The sequence below is a fragment of the Armatimonadia bacterium genome, from assembly GCA_039679385.1.
Taxonomy (GTDB): domain Bacteria; phylum Armatimonadota; class Zipacnadia; order Zipacnadales; family JABUFB01; genus JAJFTQ01.
Genome location: JBDKVB010000164.1, coordinates 1 through 20,009, shown reverse-complemented (window position 1 = coordinate 20,009; position 20,009 = coordinate 1). Strand labels below are relative to the sequence as shown.

Below are 20,009 nucleotides of genomic sequence, written 5' to 3'. Positions count from 1 at the left end.
ACTAGAGCGGCTCACACCAGGGCGCGAAGTTCCAGTTCTGGAACAGGTTCATCGCCGCCCGGTCCATGGCGTCAGTCGCGGGGAGCAGAGTCAGGCAGTCGAAGAAGGCCCCACTCTGCGCTCCGAGTGCCAGCGTGTGCTTGCCCGGCGTCAGGTTGACGCCGCCGATACGGTACCACGACCACTGCCCGTACTGCTCGCCGAAGTGGGCGAACATCTTGGTGTGGGCTCGGGACTCCGAGGTCCAGTCGCTGAACCCGATCATCGCCTCGGCCTGCAGTTGGCGGGCCTTGCCGCCGTCCAGAGTCAGCGTCATCGACGTCCTGCTCCCAGGCTCCCAGCGGGCACGAAGCCACAGCGCATACTCCCCCTGTTTCGACGCGTCTACCTCGAAGGCCATCTCGCCCGGGCTCTCGAACCGAACACCCTTCGCGCCACCAAGCTCTGCCAGCGGTGAGATGAGCGCGCCACCAGACAGCTTCGCGGCGTCCTCGGCCTCACAGGTGAGGGCCGACTGAGCGACGAGCACCTGCGCCGTCACTCGCCTCTCGGAGTCTCCCTCACGCAGCACGAGGTCGAAGGCCTCGATGCTGCCCTCGGGAGCGTCCGGCAGGCTTACCGTGAACTCGGCCTGCTGCTTGCCCGGCGATAGCGACTGCGGCGCACCGGCCTGAAGCAGTCGCGAGTGCGGCTCCACAAACAGTTGCCCCTTCGCCTCACGTCCCAGCAGCGACACCTTGACCGGGCACGTCTCGCCGGGCCGCACGATGAACAGATTCTGCAGCGCCTCGCCGCTGTTGTGGTAGTAGCTCAAAGCCTTGAGGTCGATCCCCAGGTCTGTCAGGTAGCGCTCGGTCCATTGGCACGAGGTCTTGATGGGGCTGGTCACCGGCCCGGCCACGAAGCGGATACGGTTGTCGCCCAGTTGCAGCTTCCCGGGAAGCGATAGCGGCGACACCACGAACACGCTGCGTACCTGCGGGCTCAGGACGCGGGCCTTGCTTCCCGCGCGCAGCTCGAGCTTCAGCCAGTAGACATACCGCGCCATGATCTGATCGCGCAGGTCCACTGACAGAGCGCCCGCTGCGCCGGGGTTCGACCATAGCTGCTGATAGGACCTGCCCTCATCGAAAGAGAGGGAGACCGTGATGTCCCCTGCCGTCGCCGCCGAGTATTCGCCCGTGAGCTTGCCGTCTGAGAGGATGTAGGGGCACTGCGCCCTGTAGAGGAGGACGCCGGGCGCGTCGGTTCGGGCAAGAGAAAGGGCAGGTCCTTCCGGGGTCGTTGCAGCGGAGAGGTTGGTGCGCTCGCAGGCGCCACCGTCGGCAGTCAGATCGCAGAGGAGTGCCCCGTTGCCGAAGTAGGGCGGGATCTTCTCCAGGCGGATCGGCTCACGCTTCTCGGTCAACTCGAACCAGCGGCCTTCGTTGTGCCAAGACACACTGGCACGCTCCCCCGGTCGCAGGTTGAAGTCCATGTTGTGGGGCCGTTCTGCGGTGCCGAAGGAGGCCTGACTGCGCCGTCCCGGGAGCCACGCGTTCGCATCTCCCCCCTGCCTGACCTTAAGGTACGGGTTCTCCTCGAGTCCCCTCAGGCTCAGTCGGGCCCTGTTGTCCCAGTTCAGCCAGTACATGCGTGGCGAAAGGTCAAGCAGGCGCAGGCTGCCGTCGTAGAAGGCCTGCTCGAACTGGTGATGGGTGCCGGGCGCGTCGTTGGAGGAGATGCCCGCGGCCAGAAGGAGCTTGCGCATCGTGAAGTTGAGCGGCCCACACTGGTCGAAGGGATAGATGTTCAGGTGCTTGAGGAGGGTGTAGGACACCCGCTCGCGATGCCGTGTGGGGAGCGTCTCGCAGTAGCCGGCATCGTAGTAGTTGGTGCTCTGCAGCGCGTAGCGGAAGACCTCGAAGGCCTTCTCCGCATCGTCCTTGGCCCCCGGCGCAAGCGTCTGGGCAAGGCTCTGGAAGCTGAAGGGGACCACGTTGTCGTTGGCCCGCCAGCGAGGCAGGAGTGTTGCCCTGGACTGTTCCGCCGCGGCGTGCTCAAAGGTGATCGCACGCATCAAGGGCTGGTAGTCGCCGCCGACGCTCAGCTGGAACTCCTCGCCGTTGCCTTTCACCACACGCTCGACGCTGCGGGTGCGGAAGTCGATGAAGCGCGGATCGGGGAGTTGCTCAACCGGCCGAGTGACCTTCATGCGGTTCTCGGCACGGTTGGACTGGAACAGCGCCTCGGAGGCATGCGGCCTGACCGTCACCTTCTGCTCGGTGATCGTGTCGCCCTTGCGCACCTCAAGCGGTGCCTGCTCAAGTTGGGGGTCCACATCGCAACCCAGGTAGCCACCCACGATGCCATCGTCGGCAGCATGCACGCCCTGGCCATCGTCCTCGAAGTGGAACAGCGCACGGGTAGCTCCATCGAGCGCGAACTCCTCCCGTGGCGGTGTGAAGTCTCCCTGGTAGCGCACGCTATCGGAGATGCGGAACTCATCGATGGCAGCCTGTGCCGATCCAGGCTCGTCCCAGTTGCGGTCGCCGCCGAGGAAGGCCTGCATCGGCAGACTGCGCGTGTCGGTCTCTGAGATGCCGATTCCGGGAGCCATGCCCTCCACGGTATGCTCGCGGCTGCAAGGCCAGGGCGTGTCGCCCGGTCCCGTTGAGGCGATCAGCCGTCCGTTGACGAAGAGCTCGAGTTGTGCCCGCGGGAAGTCCCAGGTCGCTGCGAGGTGGCTCCAGACTCCTGCCCGGAATTCGGCCTGTGCGCTCACACTGCGACGGGTCCCGCCCGAATCGACGATCGCAAACTCCAGGGCATTCCGGCCGTCACTGCCACGCTTGCGCAGTTGTGACTGCAGGCGATGGTTGTAGGCGAGTCCATAGAAGAGCGTTCGCTCGACGCCATCCTCAGCGTCCCAGTTCGGCCGACACCAGAGCTCAAGGGTGCCGCGTTCCAGTCCCCAGTGGACGGTGGAGGCGTCACCCTCGAGGTTGTTCGTGCGAGTGCCCTCAGAACCCCCGTTGAAAGCCAGCCGACGCTTCCCGCGAAACTCGAAGGCGTGGTTGACCGGAGCGGAAGGAAGTGCTCCCGCAACGAACCCGGCGTGACTCAGGCCAGGCCAGGGCCAGCGCTGACCAGGACGCAGAACGAGGCGATCGAGCCGGACCGTGAAGTGTGACTCCGGTCCCTCAACGCGACGGCCGGTGTCGGCATCGTTCACGTAGCAACGCAGAGCGATGCTCACCTTGATCGTCGCTGTCTGCGGGCTGAGGGTGCCGCGCTCAGAGAGCTGCACCAGTTGGCCCTGCGCAAGCTCGACGGTGAGCCACCTGGGCTGAATCGCGAACCACCCGAGTCGCGAGCCGTCGGCGCGGTACTGCTCGATCCGCACACTGACCGGGCATCCGTAGGCCGCCCGCTCTGCCAGGAGGTCACACTCGAAGAGAAACTCCTGACCCGCGAAGCGTGCCACGTCGACCGTCTGCGAGAGGTATAGGGTCCGGTCGGCCTCGGCGGGCGTGGTGTCGTCCACTGCGATCCGGAGCGAGCGCTGCCCGGTGCCCTTCGCCCAGGAGCCCAGGCTGACCAGGGCCGGTGAGCTGACCTCCCAGCCGACGGGCCGGTTTCCCTCGGCTTGCTCGAAGCCGGGGTTCCGCAGCAGGTTCTCGACGGGCAAGGCGGCCGGGGCGAAGGTAAGAGCCTTCACGCCCGCCTCCTCCGTGTCCCAGTAGACATCGCAGGTCGAGGTCTCCCCAGGACGTGAGCGGGACGTCCAGGCCAGGTACGCTTCGTCGTGACGCAGGCGAGGGTTGTACTCGGTGCGGTAGACGAAGGGCACCTGCTTGCCACCCTCGACCAGGCGGAGGGACGCCGGGTCGAACTTGCCCTCAACCCCGGCCTGCTGCAACAGTTGCGGCAGGTCAAGGGCGCATTCGACCTGCCTGGACTCTGCCTCCCGCGACACCGTGGGCGCGGTGATCTGAGTGCGGTAGCGGCACTCCGGACAAACCCAGGGCTCCTGCGCCGCAACAGGCAGGGAGCACAGAACCAGCGCGACTGTCGCCACAGATAGGACCGGGCCGCTCATCGTCATCGCCTCCATGCACCCTTAGGGTTGGGGGTGCTTGATGCGCAGGTACTCGGCGAACTCCGGCAGGTCGTACTCCGACTGCCAACTGAGCACAGGCTCGCGGTAGAAGGGTCCGCCACTTGCGTCGATCCGCCGCAGCTCGTCATCCATCGGCGGGTCCTCGCTCAGCAGGCCGATCACGTAGGGCAGGTCGTTCATCGTGAACAGCGCACCCGCCGTGGAGCCCCGCAGCAGCCCCTGTGGACCGGCGTAGAACTCCGGGTTGTGCGGAACGATCTGCAGCAGGTAGCGACGGCCATCGCCTGCAGCCCACTCGCGGATTGCCTTCAGGTATGGCTCGGGGTTGTCTGCGTGTCTGGCCGCGAAGGCCACCGCCTTGAGACGAAGCCCGATACGGCCACTTGCGAGAGCATCATCAGCGGTCTTGATCAGCGCTTGCCGCACGTCCTCGTTCTTGGTCAGCTCGTAGTATTCGATCATCCCGTGGCCGCCGCCGAAGGTCCAGAAGAACATGTTGCCCTCATTGATGTTGGCGTCGGCAGCAAGACGCAGGACCTCGGGGAACTTGACGCGAGGAGACTCAACAAGCCCCTGCGGCACGTGGAAGGTGGGCATGTAGCGAGCGAGGATATCGGCCACCTCGTCGCTTCCCGTCATCTCCCACTGCGTCAGGAGGCCCTGGATGCGCCCCGAGTGGGCGGCGTGTATGGTGACATCCCGGCGGCTGTAGACGCGCTCGTAAAGCTGGCGGGCGAAGTCGCGGCTGCGCAGGTCGCCGGTGAGGTAGCTGTGGTAGCGGAACTCGGAGTGGGTCGTCTGGCGCTCCTCGTGGTTGCCGTCGCTCCAGTGCTGCACCCCGTGGCGGGTGCCATAGCCGAACCATTTGCCGTCGTGGCGCATGTCGACGTCCCGGAAGTGCCGGGCCATGGCCTCGAGGAAGAAGAAGATATCGCGATCGCCGGTGCGCAGGTACTCGGTCTGCAGGAACAGGTTCGTCAGGCCCTCGGTGTTGCTCCAGCCCCAGCGACCGTTATCGAAGGCCCAGTCCTGGTTCGGAGCGTAATCGAGGAACCGCGCACGAGTCAGGTCGATGCTCTTGGCTGCCTCTCCGCCAGCCAGAAGGGTGCGTAGGACGTCGGGCGGGAACAGGCTCCCATAGCCGCCCTTGAAGTAGTGGCCCACGTCGCCATAGTCCCACAGTCCGTACCAGCCCCAGAGCTTCTGGTGCTGGAGCCAAAACTTGGCGAAGTGATACAGGTTGGCATCACAACGCGCGAGTGAGGGCTCTTCGGCCATCGCGAACTCGGGCTGGACGACGCCGGTGTCGTGGTACCACTTCCTGCCCGCGTAAACGAGAGGCGGACGCTGGAAGTCGGCCATGACAGCACCGACCTGTGTTGGACTCTCAGCGGGGCCATGGAAGTACAGCAGCGCCTCGTGCGTCTTCGAGACGCCCACAAAGCAGTCCTGGGGGTACCAGTTGTCGGTCACCCAGGAACTCGGGGATGAGGCGGACTCGCCCTGCGACCGGTGCGGGTAGTTCGAGTAGCGCCGCACGTCCATCGGCGCAATACTCTCGGGCCAGAAGCCCAGGGTCACGGTGCCCGCCGGGAGGTTGGCCGAGATCTCATTGGGGAACTGCTGCCACATCTCGCGGAGGCAGACGGCCAGCCCGCCCTCAGGCCCCGACACATCGACCCAGCCACGACTGCGAGCCTTGCTTTCCACGGTCTGGGTGAAGCGCTGCCCGGTGTCTTGCCGCCAGGCGCGATAGCCCAGGTGGCTGTGCTGACGCAGGCCTGCAGGAGTCCCGCGACCGAGCTCCACGGGTCCCTCCTGACCGCCGGCAAAGACGGTCGCCTCGGCAGATCCTACGAGGGGCACGTCGATTCCCATGCGGCGGACGAAGGCGACCCGGGGGTCCTTGTGCAGGAACTCGACCGTCTGGAACACTCGCAGACAACTGCGCCCGGCGTAGGCTTCCAGTCGGAGGATCAGCCGCTGCGGCTCTACGGAGTTCGTCATGCCCTCGAGTCTCACCACGGCGCGCAGCGGACCAGCTTCCTCCAGTTCAAGGCTCTCCGGCAGGAAGGTGCCGGGATCAACCTGGCCGGTGGTGTGCGTCCTGCCGCAAGACACAGGCTTATCGGGACGCAGGAAGTCCACGTAGCTTTTGGCACCTGCGGCCAGCATCTCACGACCGGCGAGCTTCACGCTCCGGAGCCACTCCTCGCCGGTGCTGAGCTCGACCGAGAGTGGACCGGTGTCGAGGCGCACAAGGCCGCCCGACTTCTCGGCTGTGAGTGTCCGCTCAGCCCGACCCGGTCTCGCCTCTCCCCCGTACTCGAGCCGGTAGGAATCCGCCGGTCCGGAGCGCCGCGTCAGCTCGAAGCTCAGCGACTTGTCGCCGGGCGAGGAGTCCGAGACTTGCCCACCGTCCGGCGGGAAGGTGAGCAGGAGCCACTTGATCGACTTGTCGGGCCAGTAGGCCAGCGCCCTGGTCTGAAGCGGTACAAGGGCCTCACCCTTCATGAGCCGTACGTTGCCCGGATCGGTCAACACGCCTCGCGGGAAGGGCACTCCGCCGGACACCAGAGGCGCCCGGTCATCTGCCGCAGGCTCGGACCACTGCGGCACTCCGTCAGCCGGGATCTCGTTTCGCGGTGGCTCATCACTCGCGAGGCCCTCCCTTCCCCATTGCTCGCGCAGGAGCAGGTCGGGCTGGCTGAAGCGAAAGTCGTCGCCGAAGGGCTCGAAGTCGATGATGTGGGGCTTGCCGAACACAGCAGCCGCCTCGGGCGAGGCAGGCGACAAGGCCGGACGAGTCGGACTCCATAGGAACACCGTGGCCTTGCCGGGACCGTCGGCTTCCACCCACAGCGTCTTTGGTGCCCTGAAGGCGAAGTCACGGTAGCCCACCAGGAGTCCGGCACGCTGGTCATAGGCGGCGATCCACCCCGGCGCAGCAAGCCCCCTCTGCATCGACAGGGGCGAGGTGAAGTCGCTCTCGGAGCGCCAGAGGTGGTAGTCATGGTCAGTGACCTGATCGATGACGAAGTTGCGCCAGAGGTTGTGGTCGGGCTCCTCCATCAGCTTGCCCGTGGGGTCGACGATGAACTGGTACCAGTGCCGAGTGTTCCAGCGCACTCCGCGGTCGCCGCCCTGGACAATCCGCTTGCGCTTGTCCAGCGCCAGCGGCATCTGCACCGCGACCGAGCGCAGGAATCGATCCCGGAAGGCCCCCTGAGGTTCGAGGCTCACCGTCGCCGACAGGAAGGGACTCCCGGCCTGGAAGCTCAGCACCATCCGGGTGAGGATCGCGTCGCCGTCGCCGAAGTCCAGTCGACCGTCCGCGGTCAGCTCCAGGCGTCCCTCCTGCTCCTTGCGGGTCAACTGGCCCGGTCGGTAGATGCCCTCGATGGTCTTGCCGGGGGCCAGATCGCTCCAGCCCGACCACCCCTTCGTCTCCAGCAGTTGAGCCGCCAGCAGCGGCTCGGTGTTGCCCTCCACTACGCGTTTGCCGCCGATGAAGATGCCCGATACGATGCCCTCTGCCGTCACGGTGAAGGTCGCTGCCCCGGTGTCGATGCTCAGAAGGCCCTTCTGGTCCTGGGTCACCGTCATCCTGGCCTCACCTGCCTGTGCACCGCCGGTGCCCGTGACCGGCTTGTCGTCGGCCCGAGGCTCCCGGGCTTCGCGGTAGAGGCGCACCTCATCAATCTGGCCGTGGGTGAAGTAGGTCACGCCGCCCTTCGAGCCGAGGTTGAGGTCAGCGCCGGGGCCGATCTGCTGATCCCAGGTCCCCTGCTTCACCAGCACCCCATCGATGTAGAGGCGGGCAGCCGGTCGCTGAAAGACACCGGTGAGGCGAACCCACTTCCCGGCCTCGATGCGGCCGCCGGTCAGGTCGAAACGTCCCGTATCATTCTTGAGTCCGAAGAGGACGCCGCCGCCGGGCTCGACCTGCAGACGGTAACGCTCTCCACCCTTGTCCACCAGGGTCTGCGGCTCCGGCAGGTTGAGGTCATCGATCTTGACCCAGACGTCCACGGTGACGCTGTCGGTCATGACGAGAGTCGGATGGTCGGCCACTGCCACCCGGGAGGCAGGACCCGCGAACACCAGGGCCTTGCCGCCCGGCGAAGGCTCATACCGTGGCGTCGATAGAAGATGTGCGTGGTGAGTCTGCGAAGCAACGTCCCGCGCAAGGCCGAGTGTGGGTTGGTTGAAGGTCCAGGCCGCGACGGGCTTGATATCGTCCGCAGGCTGAGCCTGTGCAGCGGGGAAACCACTGAGCACCCAGAGGGCTACCCAAAGGGATGCGAGCATGGGGCGGAGGAAGGCCATCGTGGCAGTGCCCCCTTCTGTGGGCTACCAGGCTTCGTGGGGCCTCGTCTCCCCGCCGGTGGCCTGTGCGTCACGAAGTCCTTCCTTCGCCGACGCTGGCCGGCCTCCTTCCCGGGTCCTCTGACCGCGCCGGGCGTGGAAGGAGTCGGGACACAAGGCGCGAATGCCCTTCTCAGGCGGCGACTGAGGCCGACCGACAGACTGCCTTCGCCCACGCAAGCTTGCAGGAGGGGACCCTTGGCATGGTATCGCTCATCAAGCCGAGTCTGTGGACACTGATCCTGGGGGTATCCGTCATGTGCGCGAACGCCCAGACGCTGACCTGGTATGTCTCTCCGGAGGGCAAGGACACCTGGTCCGGGCAGCAGGCAGCGCCTAACCAGGACGGCACCGACGGTCCCTTTGCCACGCTCGGGGCTGCGCTTGCGGCGAGTCGTCAGCACCCCGAGCAACCCCGGCAGATTCTCATCGCCGCCGGACGCTACTACCTCGACAAGCCGATCGTACTGGACGCCAAAGACTCCGGTCTCACCCTCCAGGGGGCCGGCGCCGGCAAGACGACTATCTATGGCGGACGCCAGATCACCGGGTGGCACAAGGACGGCGACCACTTCTGGGCAGCCGACGTGCCGCAGGTCAAGGAGGGCACCTGGGACTTCCGTGCCCTGGTGGTCAACGACAGGCTGTGCCCTCGCGCACGCCTTCCTCAGACCGGCCGCTTCACTCACGAGACCAGCTTCCCGGTGCGCTGGATGAGCAGCGCCGGTGGTGGCTGGGAGCGCAAGCCGACCCGGCAGGAACTCACGACCATGCAGTACAAGGTCGGCGACCTCGGGCCCTGGCTGAGTCTGCGCAACGCTGAGGTCACCGTCTACCACATGTGGGACGAATCGATGATCGGGCTGGCAAGCCATGACCCGACCACTCGCACCCTCACCTTCGCCAATCCCTCCGCACATCCGCCAGGCGCCTTCGGCGTCAAGACCTACGTGGTCTGGAACGTGCGCGAAGGCATGACCCAGCCCGGGCAGTGGTACCTGGACCGCGACGCGGGCCGAATCGTCTACTGGCCCTTGCCGGAGGAGAACCTGGAGACCGCGCTGGTCGTTGCGCCGACGGTGGAGACCCTCCTGGACCTGCAGGGCAAGGCAAGCAGTCCCGTCAAGGATGTCACGGTCCGGTCGCTGACTCTCTCGACCACAACCACGCCCTGCACGGCAGGTGGATTCGGCGCCTCGAACTACCGCGGCGCTCTGCAGGCAACCTCCTGCCAGAACCTCCAAGTCGTCGACGTGGAGATCACCAACACGGCCGGGCACGCAATCCGTGAGTACGGCACGAAGGGTCTGCTGATCCAGGGCTGTCACCTCCACGACCTCGGCGCCGGTGGTCTGCGCTCCGGTGGCGGAAACGGCACCATCGAGGGCAACCATATCGACCACGTCGGGCTGATCTACCCCAGCGCCATTGCTCTCTCCGGCGGAGGTGGCCCGGAGAAGTACCTGATCCGTCGCAACGAGATTCATGACACGCCCTACTCGGGCATGGCTATCGGCGGCAACGGAACGGTGATCGAGGAGAACCTGCTGTACCGGTGCATGCAGGAACTTCAGGACGGAGCTGCCATCTACGTCAGCGGGGCTAAAGGGAATGTGCTCCGCCGCAACATGGTGCGGGATGTCGTCAAGATGGGCGAGGGCTACGGCGTCTCGGCCTACTACCTCGACGAGAAGTGCCGCGACTGCGTGATCGAGGGGAATGTCTCGATCGGCGTCGCCCGGCCGACTCTCACCCATATGACCCTCAACTGCACCGTGCAGAACAACGTGTTTCTCTGCGACGGTGACATGGAGCTATCCTTCGCACGGAGCTCCGGCATCCGCTGTCTTGGCAACACCCTCCAGCTCAACGGGAAGCTGAACGTGGGCGATCCGGACGCGGTCGCCGAGTGGTCGGGTAACCTGGTGATCCAGGGCGAGAGGGCCACTCCGGCCATCAGTGACGCGATGCCCGTCCCGGCGAGGACGCCACGCGAGAATCCGGTCTATGGCAACGTGGTCACCCTCGCCACGCCTCCGACTCTCGACGGCAAGATGGAGGGTGACGAGTGGCCCGCCGGCGGCATCAGTCTCGGTGACCTTCCCGACCAGCGCAAAGCCCGTGGAGCGCCCGTCACCGCGAAGCTCTGTGCCGACGCCTCGAACCTGTATGTGGGCGTGGTGGTCGTCAGCATGTTCCCGGAGGACCGCAGGACCGGCACTACCTGGGGCACGGACGAGGGTGTCGAGATCGCTGTCCAGGGCACACGCGAAGACGGAACCCCGGTGACCTATGTTCTGCGGGGCTTCACCAACGGCACCTTCAGCAGTCTTCCGGTGGGTGGTGCCTCGCAGGCGGAGGCCGATGCCTTCGCGAAGGCAGTGGGCTACGGTGCCGCCGTGGACAAGACTGTCTGGCGCTCGGAGTGGCGCCTCCCGCTGGCGGCGCTGCGGTTCAAGCCGACCGATCGAGCGACCTTGCCCCTGAACGTCACCGCCTACCGCAGCGAGGATGCTCAGTTCCTCCAGTGGGCCGGAAGCCTCGGCGACACCTGGGACCTCACCCGTGGCGGTCGCGCGATATTCCGTGCCCCCCAGAGCGCAGCGACGCCAAGGGAAAAAGCTGTGGCCGTTGCTGCACCGCTGAAGACGGCTCCTGCGCCTGATGGCACGGTGGCTGACGCCGACTGGCCTGCTGCCATCTCCCTGCAGGAGACCCCTGACGGCAATCCCCTCGGCAGCAAGCCCTGCTCTGCGCGACTTGCCACGGACAGTCGCAACCTGCTGGTGCGCCTGGACATCCCAACACCTACGAACGCCATCGCGAAAGGCGCTGAGTGGCGGGTAAGCGACGGTGCGGAGGTCTGTCTCGGCGGGAAGACCACCGACGGCAGCCCGATCACCTGGGTCCTGCATGGCTTCGCCGACGGGACCCTCGAAGGCAGTACCGAGGCCGGTGCTCCGAAGGCGGCGGTCGAGGCTCTCGCAGCCGCGTCGACCTTCCGGGCAACCGTCGGCGAGGGTGGCTGGCGCGCTCAGTGGTCGATTCCCTTGAGTGCGCTGGGCCTTGGCACCGGGAAGTCGGAGGTGCCCTTCAACCTGGGCGTATATCGCAGCAAACCGGGCGAGTGGATCAACTGGGTCGGCACGCAAGGCCCGACCTGGAAGCTCGAGAACGCCGGCCTGCTCCGGATCGAAGCTGCCCCGGGAGGTCAGCGAGGCGGACGGCCCGAGTAGCTGAGACAACGGAGTGCGCGACCGAAGGAGATGGGACAGGTCAGGTCGGCCTCCACCGTGGCGGGTCACACCAGGTACACCTCCGTCTGCCGCGTGCCGAGGACGCGACAGCCCTCCGGGGTGAACACCACGTCCTCCTCCATCGAGAGCGTGACTTCCTGGCCGTCCCACTCCGGCAGTGGCCCCGTCACCGACAGCTCCATGGTGAAGCTGGTGTTGTGCTCGAGCCGCACGTCACCACGACCGGGACACGAGGTCTGCTCCCAGGGCAGCCCGATCAGTGGCCCCGGCTCGTGCAGGAAGTGCCCCAGCGAGTGTGAGTAGACGCGAGGCCCGGGGATGGCTTCGCTTCGCGCTCGGGTGAGGATGCGCCGAAGCAACTCGTTACCACTCAAGCCCAAGCCGAACTGGCCCAGGAAGATGTCCTGCAGCCGGTTCGCCTGGGCGACGAGCTCGCCTAGTCCCTGTGGCGCCTCTCGCTCCCCGGGTCGCAGCACGTAGGCCAGTTGCTGGTGGTCGCTGTTCAGACCCAGGTACCGGATGCCCACGTCGGAGTGGACGATGTCGCCGCCACGAATCACCCTGTCGCCGGGGCCGTACTTGTCGCGGTCGGCCTTACTTCGGACGGTGTTGAAGAAGGGCTTGAAGGCGACCTCCAGCCCCAGATCGGCGACCCGTTGCCAGTAGTGCCATTCCAGGTCTTCGGTGGTCGTCACCCCCGGAACGATAGCGGCCGAACTCAGGCACTCGGCCAACAGCCCATGCGCGACCGAAACCACATGCCCGTACAGCTCGATCTCGCGATCGCACAGCTTCGCCGCCCAGTGGGTCACGAGGGCTTCGGCGGACTCCAGCCGCTCGACATACCGGGGCGCCAGCGCTTCGGTGAGCTGGTTGTAGAGGTTGTGCGTGAGCCCGCCGGCAGCCCACTGCACGCTTCCGATGTTGATCCCAATTCGTGCCGGATCGCGGGCGGCGACGAGCTGCGCCAGGAGTGGCCACTGCTCCTCGTGTCGGCGTCCCTGCCAGGGCGCCTCGTAGAGCCCACCCGTGTTCGTCATGGACAGGTTGAGGCGCTCGATCTGGTCCCCCGTATCGTAGAAGAGCAGCATCTGCAGAATCGGGCACCAGCTGTCCATGGGCAGGAGTGTTGAGAAGACCGGGTCGAGATCATCCTCCTGACACAGGACCAGCCACATATCGAGACCGGCGCTGCGCATCGCCGCAGGCAGCACGATCTCCAGACGCTCAGCAAGCACCTCGCGCAGGATCCTCGCCTGCTGCCGAACCGGAAGCACACCGAACCTGGCCATGCCGTCCATGCGTCAGCCCTCCGCTGGATGCCCTGAAAAGCGTAACAGTGGTGCTCGGCTCCAAGCGCCCCAGTCACTTCGTGCTTCAGCGGTTCCATCCTTCCCCTCACCAGCCACCGGATACGACAAGCGGCAGGCCCGGGGGCCTGCCGCTTCCTTCGCTTCTGAGTTCCACCCGGTCATGAGACCGAGGCCAGATGCACCTAAGGGGTGTTCCAGTACTTCGCCGCGTTGGCGGGGTTCGCGATCTCCTGCCGGACACACGACTTCACGTGTCCATCGCAGAAGGCCACGTTGGTCTGCTCGTTGTGACGCCCCTCAACCTTGCCGTAGTAGCTGCCGGAGCTGGACTTGACGCCCGGATCGTAGGTGCTGATATAGCTCGTGCAGTCGAGGAACATGACCGTCTCGGAGGGACGGGTGATGTTCGCCAGAGCGTCACCGTGTTCCGGCGGCCACGCGCTCTCCTCGAAGTTCGAGAAGGCCCAGTTGTAGTTGCAGCCGTAGCTGGCAGTGATCGACTGGTTGGAGTAGCTCGGGCAGACGAAGACCTGGTTGTTCTTCACATAGGGCATGATGACTTCCTGCCAGTACCGGGCACCGGCAGGAACAGAGGCCTCGAAGTTGTAGTAGGCAGGAAGCACTTCGTCGTAGTCCTGAACGTACATCATGACACCGAGAGCAATCTGCTTCTCATTGCTCGTGCAGGCAGACTGCCGGGCCTTCTCGCGAGCCCTGGCAAAAACCGGGAAGAGGATCGCCGCCAGGATGGCGATGATGGCGATGACGACCAACAACTCTATCAGCGTAAAGCCACGACGCACTACAGGTCACCGTCCTTACTATCGTTTTTGCGACGGCCAATTCTAACACACTGTGCAAGGTGCGGGTGTAAATCTGGGCCCAACCGTGTGGGACCTGGCCGAGGAGGAGTCAGGCCTCGGCAGGCCTTCATCTCGCTCCCGGCGAAGTGGTTCGCGCGATGGCCCGAGGCCTGTCCGGCGCCAATCTGGGAGGTCGGAAGGAGCCGCTGTCCATGAGGATCTTCATGCACTGGGACATGGAGGGCGTAAGCGGGATCCACAGGCGCGAGCAAGTCTGGTTCTGGGAAGAGGGCGTGCCGCAAGAAGTTGCAAGCGAGGGCCAGCACCTTCTCATCGCCGATATCAACTCGGCCGCAGCCGCAGCCCTTGAGGCCGGCGTCGATGAACTGATCGTGTGCGACACCCATCGTGGCGGCGGCAATATCCTGCTGGACCAGATGCTTCAGGACCCTCGAATCACCTACCTCGAGCGATCCCGGGGGTATCAGGACGGCAAGTATCGGTGGATGCCCGGGCTCGATGAGACGGTCGATGGCTTTCTCGTCCCCGGACACCACGCCATGGCGGGCACAGCGGGAGCCTTCCTGCCTCACACCTGCAACGGGGACTGGGGCGACTTCCGCATCAACGGGGAAAGCGTCGGAGAGATGGGCATCGAAGCCTGCTTCGCCGGCCACTGGGGCATTCCGGTGATCTTCGCCCAGGGCGACGAGACGGCTTGCCGGGAAGCCGAGGCCATGTTCCCCGGCATCACGACGGCGGCGGTCAAGCGCTCTGTTGACCACGACACCTGCGAGGGCCCCGACCTGGCGACCGCTCACCGCCTGACAGCGGCGAAGCTGACGGAGGCTCTCGACCGTCTTCGCGCCGGGGACTGCCGGCCTTTCCAGCCCGCGCTGCCCATGCACGTTACCCTCAGAATGGCCTCGGTGCAGAAGGCCGAGGCAGCCGCAGGCAGGCCCGGCGTCCAGCGAGTGGATGAGTACACCGTGGGAAGCCAGGTCGAACGGCACTGCGACATCACCCAGTGGATCACCGGCACCGGCCTCGAGATGACCGAGAGGGCCTGATCGATCCCCGAGCGCTGACCCAATCCCCGACAACACCTCTCTGCGGAAGGCGCTGCGCCTTCCGCCACCTTCTGCCTGCGCCTCCCTCGGCGATGCCCTCGCGGATAGACGACAGGAAGCCGAACCTGAATGGCGAACAACGGCGGTGAGCGTGGCAAGGCCTATCCGGGCCGAACTACGAGGTGGCGTCACTTCGGGGGGCACGAAAACATCCCTGTAGAGGAGGCGAGCGCTCCCTATGAGCAAGCCGGCGAAGCTCGTGCTTCTCGTCGCTTTTGCATGCATAGCCAACGTGTGGGCGCAGGGGGGCTACACGTACAAGGAGACCCGCATCGGACCACTGCCGCCGGAGGGTGCGCGGTGGTGTTTCGGCATCAAAGGCTGGCACTTCGGATACTTCTCGCAGCACAACGGCAAGTGGACCGCGACGGTGGACGGCGTCGAAGGCCCGGCATATGACCAGGTCTCGTTTCTCATTCTCTTCTCTCCGGACGAGTCGCGCTATGCCTACGTGGCCCAGAAGGGTGGTCGCTGGTTCGTAGTAGCCGACGGCCGGGAGGGGCCGCCGTGGGACGAGGTAGAAGAGGACAGCCTGGTCTTCAGCGCCGACAGCAAGCATCTTGCCTATGCCGCCCGCAAGGGCGCGGCAGCCTGTGCGGTCCTTGATGGGGTTCCCTCGCCGGCCTACGAGGAGGTCGATCTCGAGGGACCGGTGTTCAGCCCCGACGGCAAACGCGTCGCCTACTGGGCAAAGCTGACTCCGGAACCCGGGAAGCAAGACGAGAGCGCACTTCCCGGCCTGACAGCAGCCCAGACGGCCGAGGCGCTTGAGAAGCTTCGCAAGGGTGAGAAGGTCGAGTTCTCCTTCGAGCTGAGCGGCGGCACGGGGATGTTCGGTGCTCCCTGCTGGAGTCCGGTGGTGGACGGAGTCCCAGGCCCCAGATACGACCAGAAGGGAAGCCCGATAGTCTTCAGCCCCGATAGCAAGCGGGTCGCCTATGCAGCCGCTCCGACAGGAGACAACAAGACGCACGTCTACCTGGACGGTGTTGCAGGACCGGCCCTCAACCAACTCGGGAATCTGGAGGACATAGCACGCGACCCCCTTGCCCCTCGTCTCTGGCCGATCCTCTTCAGCCCTGACAGCTCCCGGGTGGCCTACGCGGGGTGGATTGGCGGCAAGCAGTTGCTCCTTGTGGACGGCGTCCCCTGGCCCGCCTACGGGTTGGTAGATGGGGGGAGCCTGCAGTTCAGTCCCGACGGCAAGCACGTGGCCTTTCGGGCGAGCCTCCAGGGCAAGCTCTGCGCGGTTGTCGATGGCGTCGCCGGTCCCGCCTGCGACTGCATGAGCATGTGCCGGTGCCCCGTGTTCAGCCGCGATAGCAAGCACGTCGCCTACAAGGCGGCTGCCGTGAAGGGTGGCAGCTGGTGCGCCGTGGTGGATGGCGTGGCAGGGCCGCCTTTCCCCAACATCTTCGGCGAAGTCGAGTTCGGCGCAGACGGCAAGATGGCCTACGCAGGTGGCCAGGTGCCCGACGGAATGTACCTGGTTGTCGATGGCGTTGCCGGCGACAAGCTCTACTCAGTCGGCCCCATCGCCTTCAGCCCGGATGGGAAGCGCATGGCCTATCCAGCGGCCCTCTACGGCGACGGACGAGGACTCATGGTGGATGGTGCCTTCGTCAGTGCGACCAACTACGACCCGCCTTACTGGGGTAGCGCAGACCACCCTCCCCTCTTCAGCCCCGACGGCAAGCATGTGGCCCTGGTCTTCCGCAAGGACCCAAAGTGCGTGGTGACGCTCGATGCAATGGCCAGCCCGGCGTGGGACCAGATGTGGGGTGAGCACTTCTCCTTCCACGAGGACGGAATGCTCGAGTACCTGGCGGTGAGAGACGGCATCCTCTACAACGTCAAGTGTATCCCCCAGCCGGCGCCGTGATCGAGTCACTCCCTGGAGAGTCTCAGGAAGCCTCGGGTGTTGCTGGATCAGCGCCTGAGGCTTCCCTTCTCCCCTGCTTGCGCCAGGAGGACAAAGCAACGCCTGGGCGAAGTCGGCACGCTACCCGGATATTGGGACCGTCAGCCTGGAGGGCTGCCGGCGTCGCTCATTCTCAGACAGGAAGAGGTACCCCATGGGAATCAGCCTGGGACTTGTAGGTCTCGGGAGCTTCGGCTCCGGTTTCGCCGAGCTGTTCAAGCGCCATCCGCTGGTCGACCGCATCGCCTTGTGTGACCGTGAGCCGGAGAGAGTCGCCCGCTTCGCCAAGCTGGAGTCCTGGCAGGACAAGTTCGACCCGCGCGACGCCTATGAGTCGCTCGACGACATCTGTCGTGCCGATCTGGATGCCCTGGTCATCATCACTCAGCCCTGGCTCCATGCCCCACAGTGCATCCAAGCCATGGAATCGGGAAAGCATGTGTACAGTGCGGTGCCGATCATCTCGATCCCCGACGACGACGAGATCCTCGAGTGGTGCGACCGACTCGTGTCAACGTGCCAACGGACCGGGCTGCACTACATGCTGGGCGAAACGACCTTCTACCGTCCGCAGACGATGTTCTGTCGCCGGATGGCCGCCGCGGGCGCTTTCGGTGACTTCGTCTATGCTGAAGGTGAGTACTTCCACGACGTGGATGACGCCTGCAATCTGCGCGAGGTCAACAAGAGCCGTCTGGCCAGTCGGGCCGGCCAGGAGTGGATTGAGGCAAGCAGAAAGTACCGCGAAAAGGGCCTGCGCGGCGGCCCGATGCACTACCCGACCCACTCGACCAGCGGCCCGGTGTCGGTGATGAACTCCCATGCGCTGAAGGTGACCTGCTACGGCTATGCCAACAGGACCAACGATCCGTTCTCCGCGGGTAGCGCCTTCACTAACGAGACGGCACTCTTTCTGATGTCCAACGGTGCGACGGTGCGCATCTGCGAGTTCCGTGAAGTGGGTCGCAGCGCCGACGAGACCTTCCGCGTCCTCGGGACTCGTGGCAGCTATCGCGACGGCCTCTGGCAGACCAACTATCGCATCGAGCCCCTGACCGCCAAGCCACTTGAGACACGGCAATTGACTGTCGAGGAGATGCGCGATCCGCTGCCGCCGGAGGTCGCTGCGGCCTGGCGTCAGACCGACGGCGAGACTGTGGCTTACGGAGGCCACGGCGGCTCCCACGCCTACCTGGCTCATGAGTTCGTCGACGCGGTGGCTCACAACCGCAGGCCTGCCATCTCCGTCTTCGACGCCGTCCGCTACATGGCCATGGGAGTAGCTGCACATCAGTCGGCCTTGCGCGACGGCGAGACCCTCAAGGTGCCTGACTGGGGCGACGGTTAGCCGGCCGTCGCCCCTGAGCCGGGTCCTCTACCCTCCGCCGCGAACCCAGTGTTTGACAGTGGGTACCTTGGTGCTATAATACTTTGTGAGTCCAATTATTTGAGAGGGCGATAATCGGTGATACCGATTAGTAACAAGCCGCGGCACGAGACCATCGGCGCAATCGATGACCTGCTGAGGGAGTTCCTGGAGCAGAGCATGAGGCCGCAGATGCCTGCGAGCCAGGACATGAACGTTACGATGGGACAGATGCACTGTCTGGGCGCGATCGCCCACCTCGGCAAGCCCTCCATGTCAGAGGTCGCCGCAGAGCTGCATGTACATCCGAGTACGGTCACGGTGCTGGTGGACGGCCTGGTGTCGCACGGTCTGGTCCGGCGCTGGGGGGATCCGTCAGACAGGCGTGTAGTGCGTGTTGAGGAGACTGCGAAGGGGCGCAAGAACCACCAGCGACATATGGCTGAGTCGCGTGCCCAACTGGAAGCCGTGCTGTCGAGTCTCAGCAATGAGGACTTGGAGCGCCTTCGTGAGAGCCTCTTGACCCTGCGTAAGGCCGCGCAGGAGTACGCCCGGGCTCACGGCAGGACGCTCCCCGGTCCGAAGGACAGGTCAGAAGCCTGAACGCGTAGAGGTTGCGAAGGCGGAGAGAGAATGATGAGACGCAGACTGATTCTTGTGGGCGCAGTAGTCCTCCTGGGGTTGCTCGTCTTTGGGATCGTGCGACACCGGGCTGGAAGCAAACCAAAGGCCGAAGGGCCGGAGATGGCCACCGTGACCAGGGGCAAGGTGCTCAAGACGGTCACGGCCGACGGCACCCTCCGGGCACTCACTTCCGTATCGGTGAAGTCGGACGCCGGCGGCAAGATCATCGAGTTGGCGGTCGACGTAGGCGATGTGGTCAAGAAGGGCGACCTCATCGCGAAGATCGACCCGACCGATACGCAGACCGCATACACCCAGGCCCTGGCCGGGATGGAGAGCAGCCAGGCCCAGCTCACTTCGGCTCAGGCGCAGGCACAGGCGCAGCCCGCCATGACGCGAGCCTCTATCGGACAGGCTGCGGGTTCCTATCAGGCCGCCGAGATGGATCTGCGGCGACTGCAGTCTGCGACCCAGCCTCGAGACCGCGCTGATGCCAGGACGAACCTGGACAAGGCGAAGGCCGCGCTCACGTCGGCCAAGGAGAACCTGTCGCGGCTCAAGGTTGCGACCCATCCCGTCTCACGGGCGGAGGCGCGCTCCGGCCTTGACCAGGCAAACGCGGCGCTGCGCCAGGCTCAGCAGAACCTCGCACGCCTCAAGCAGGCTACGCACCCCCAGGCCGTCATAGATGCCCAGGCCTCCCTGGACAAAGCCCGCAGCGACCTCACCTCTGCAGAGCGCGAAGTGAAGCGCTACAAGGCGCTCTACGACAAGGGCTTCGTCTCCCTGAGCACCGTCCAGGACAAGGAGAACACGCGGGACTCCGCGCAGGCTTCCTTCGATACCGCCCAGGAGCGGATGCGCACCGTCAAGGACGACCAGGCTGCCGAACTGGCGGCAACAGAAGCCCAGGTTCAGCAGGCAGAGGCCGCCCGGGTCGCCGCACAGCGCAAGTGGGACGCTATCGACAGCGATCAGGGCGCCGAGACACGTTCCGTCGAGGCGGCAGTACAGGAGGCCGAGGCCGGCTACTCCGCAGCGCTACGCCGATGGAACACCATCGACCCCGACCAGGCCGCCGAGATGGCCTCCTCTCGTGCCAAAGTGGATCAGGCGAGGAACTCC

10 protein-coding genes are annotated in these 20,009 nt (G+C 65.4%); 6 read left to right on the top strand and 4 right to left on the bottom strand.

All coding sequences use genetic code 11. The features are described 5' to 3' along the window. Position 1 precedes the first annotated feature (1 nt). Entirely contained in the window at positions 2-4,081 is a 4,080-nt protein-coding gene (locus tag ABFE16_19050; GenBank protein MEN6347397.1) for a LamG-like jellyroll fold domain-containing protein, read from the bottom strand. 21 nt (positions 4,082-4,102) lie between these two features. Further along, the gene (locus ABFE16_19045; protein MEN6347396.1) at positions 4,103-8,431 is read right to left on the bottom strand and encodes a LamG-like jellyroll fold domain-containing protein; all 4,329 of its coding nucleotides are present in this window, start codon (positions 8,429-8,431) and stop codon (positions 4,103-4,105) included. A 242-nt stretch (positions 8,432-8,673) separates the two neighbouring features. Here ABFE16_19045 and ABFE16_19040 point away from each other — a divergent pair, with 242 nt between their 5' ends. Then, complete coding sequence (locus ABFE16_19040; protein ID MEN6347395.1) at positions 8,674-11,706, top strand: right-handed parallel beta-helix repeat-containing protein; 3,033 nt, start codon at positions 8,674-8,676, stop codon at positions 11,704-11,706. A gap of 65 nt (positions 11,707-11,771) precedes the next feature. On the opposite strand, the gene ABFE16_19035 is transcribed toward ABFE16_19040, so the two are convergent. Together ABFE16_19035 and ABFE16_19030 are read right to left on the bottom strand one after the other, a co-directional pair. Next, positions 11,772-13,028, bottom strand: a complete 1,257-nt coding sequence (locus tag ABFE16_19035) for a M24 family metallopeptidase (protein ID MEN6347394.1) — start codon at positions 13,026-13,028, stop codon at positions 11,772-11,774. Positions 13,029-13,222: 194 nt separating this feature from the next. Then, the gene (locus ABFE16_19030; GenBank protein MEN6347393.1) at positions 13,223-13,843 is read right to left on the bottom strand and encodes a DUF1559 domain-containing protein; all 621 of its coding nucleotides are present in this window, start codon (positions 13,841-13,843) and stop codon (positions 13,223-13,225) included. Positions 13,844-14,055: 212 nt separating this feature from the next. On the opposite strand from ABFE16_19030, the gene ABFE16_19025 reads away from it, so the two are divergent. From ABFE16_19025 to ABFE16_19005, 5 genes are all read left to right on the top strand, one after another. Beyond that, complete coding sequence (locus ABFE16_19025) at positions 14,056-14,913, top strand: M55 family metallopeptidase (GenBank protein MEN6347392.1); 858 nt, start codon at positions 14,056-14,058, stop codon at positions 14,911-14,913. A gap of 238 nt (positions 14,914-15,151) precedes the next feature. Then, positions 15,152-16,855 (top strand): hypothetical protein, encoded by a 1,704-nt coding sequence (locus ABFE16_19020; GenBank protein MEN6347391.1) that lies wholly within the window; start codon positions 15,152-15,154, stop codon positions 16,853-16,855. Positions 16,856-17,048: 193 nt separating this feature from the next. Further along, positions 17,049-18,242 (top strand): Gfo/Idh/MocA family oxidoreductase, encoded by a 1,194-nt coding sequence (locus ABFE16_19015; protein ID MEN6347390.1) that lies wholly within the window; start codon positions 17,049-17,051, stop codon positions 18,240-18,242. Between the two features lie 117 nt (positions 18,243-18,359). Further along, positions 18,360-18,863: a MarR family winged helix-turn-helix transcriptional regulator gene (locus tag ABFE16_19010; protein MEN6347389.1), complete on the top strand. Its 504-nt coding sequence runs from the start codon at positions 18,360-18,362 to the stop codon at positions 18,861-18,863. Positions 18,864-18,893: 30 nt separating this feature from the next. After that, positions 18,894-20,009, top strand: a 1,116-nt coding sequence (locus ABFE16_19005) for a biotin/lipoyl-binding protein (protein ID MEN6347388.1), incomplete at its 3' end; no start/stop codon positions are given.

Bases quoted from the DNA above. Each gene is read 5' to 3' on its own strand.
- ABFE16_19045 (MEN6347396.1), bottom strand. From the start codon at position 8,431: ATGGCCTTCCTCCGCCCCATGCTCGCATCCCTTTGGGTAGCCCTCTGG.
- ABFE16_19020 (MEN6347391.1), top strand. From the start codon at position 15,152: ATGAGCAAGCCGGCGAAGCTCGTGCTTCTCGTCGCTTTTGCATGCATA.
- ABFE16_19015 (MEN6347390.1), top strand. From the start codon at position 17,049: ATGGGAATCAGCCTGGGACTTGTAGGTCTCGGGAGCTTCGGCTCCGGT.
- ABFE16_19050 (MEN6347397.1), bottom strand. From the start codon at position 4,081: ATGAGCGGCCCGGTCCTATCTGTGGCGACAGTCGCGCTGGTTCTGTGC.
- ABFE16_19025 (MEN6347392.1), top strand. From the start codon at position 14,056: ATGAGGATCTTCATGCACTGGGACATGGAGGGCGTAAGCGGGATCCAC.
- ABFE16_19035 (MEN6347394.1), bottom strand. From the start codon at position 13,028: ATGGACGGCATGGCCAGGTTCGGTGTGCTTCCGGTTCGGCAGCAGGCG.
- ABFE16_19040 (MEN6347395.1), top strand. From the start codon at position 8,674: ATGGTATCGCTCATCAAGCCGAGTCTGTGGACACTGATCCTGGGGGTA.